Source organism: Deltaproteobacteria bacterium (assembly GCA_026712905.1).
Lineage (GTDB): Bacteria > Desulfobacterota > Binatia > UBA9968 > JAJDTQ01 > JAJDTQ01.
Window position 1 is genome coordinate 1 of sequence record JAPOPM010000140.1, and the last position, 1,636, is coordinate 1,636.

2 protein-coding genes are annotated in these 1,636 nt (G+C 61.6%); both read right to left on the reverse strand.

Features of this window, described 5'->3' with window-relative positions; all coding sequences use genetic code 11:
- On the reverse strand, window positions 1–252 hold a 252-nt coding region (locus OXF11_10705; GenBank protein MCY4487568.1), incomplete at its 3' end, for an ABC transporter permease subunit.
- Between the two features lie 96 nt (window positions 253–348).
- The gene (locus OXF11_10710) at window positions 349–1,206 is read right to left on the reverse strand and encodes a transporter substrate-binding domain-containing protein (protein MCY4487569.1); all 858 of its coding nucleotides are present in this window, start codon (window positions 1,204–1,206) and stop codon (window positions 349–351) included.
- Between the last annotated feature and the right edge of the window lie 430 nt (window positions 1,207–1,636).

Here is a 1,636-nt window from a genome sequence, read left to right on the forward strand (position 1 = left end):
CACGTCCAGCCCGATGGTCGGCAGCAGGTAGAAGACGATCAGGAGTTGCACCAGGATGGGCGTGCCCCGCCAAACGCTTCGGTAGACCACCGAGGCCCGCCGGATCAGCCGGTTCCGCGAGATCAGACCGAAACTGAGCCACAGCCCCAGGACCATGCCGGCGGCGATGGAAACCGCCGAGATCCCGGCGGTCATCGACGCGCCGACGAAGAAAGCGTCGTAGTGGTTCGCGGTGACGCCTAGAAAATCCACCGCCGAGACCCGTCAATCGCCGCCACGCTTAGCCGTAAACACCCCGGCTTCTCAACCGCCTGCAGGATCAGCACGGTCGCTGACCTCGCGGGTCCCCTAGTCGGCCGGCACCGGCAGCGTGTCGGACGGCAAATCCATGGGCCCGCCGAACCACTTCTTTTGCAGCTCCGTCAGCACCCCTGACTTGTTGAGCGCAGCCAGCTGGCTGTTCATGAAGGCCACCAGCGAAGCGCTCTTGACGTCCTTGCGCCCGGCCCAACTGAAGTACTTCTTGGGGCCGAATGTCGGCAGCACCAGCTCGAACCTATCCGGCCGCGTGCGAACGAGCTCGAGCAGGTTCGGAAGGCTGTTGCAAACGGCGCTGATCCGTCCCGCCGCCAGATCGGCGAAGGCCTCGTTGAAATCCACGTATGTCTTGATCCCCTTGACACCCGTGCCCGCGCCCGAGAGCCTCTTGGCGAAAGCCTGAAGGGCCTGAAGTTGCGCCGAGCCGGCCTGCGAGCCGACCACGTGGCCGGCGATGTCCTCGGGCTCCTTGATCGCGTCGTCGCCCTTGCGTTTCACGAGCGCCATGGTTGCGTCCGCGATCGGCAGGCTCAGCGCGTACTTCTCGTAGCGCTCCCTGGTGACGGTCACGGACGTGACGACATAGTCGAATTTGGCCGCCGCCAAGCCGGGAAGAATGCCCTGCCAGGGAAGATCGAGCCGCGTCAGCTTTACTCCCGGCAACGCCTTCATGACGCGCGCCATGATGTCCGTCGAGTAGCCGACGATCTTGCCGTCCTTGACGAACTCGAATGGCGGGAACCGAGCCTCGGTTCCGACAACGAACTCGCCGCGTTTCTTGATGTCGGTCAGGAGATCCGCTTTGGCGGGCGGGCTGGAGATGGTGAAGCTCGCTGTAACGGCGGCCACGAATATGACCGCCTGGACTCGTTTGAATAAGGTCTGCATCCCGGTCCTCCGTTCCTATGCGTTGCACTCAACCCACCGCAACAGCGCGGCGGCCGTCACAACGGATGTTTGGTGTCGATCCCTTCCATGCTCTCACGGATCTGCATGGCGCGGCGTTTCCGCTGCCAAGCCCGCCTCGCGGCCGTCCCGCCCCTTCCATCTCCACAGTATCCCTGTACAAAAACCATTGACCGTGAAGAGATTGAAGACCCTAAGACAAACGCCAAGAAACCTTATACACACACCGCGTGTGTTCACCGTGTGGCCTGATGGCCGTATAGTATGTTTGCCGTATTCTGCGGTGGAGTTCTTGATTTTTTCGGCGACCGGTTCTTGCAATTCCCTTTTCGAAACCATAGCAAGATAAGGGTCCGGTAACGCTTGCCGGGGAGCCAATGAAGGAAACTTGGGGAGTCGGCCATGACATCAA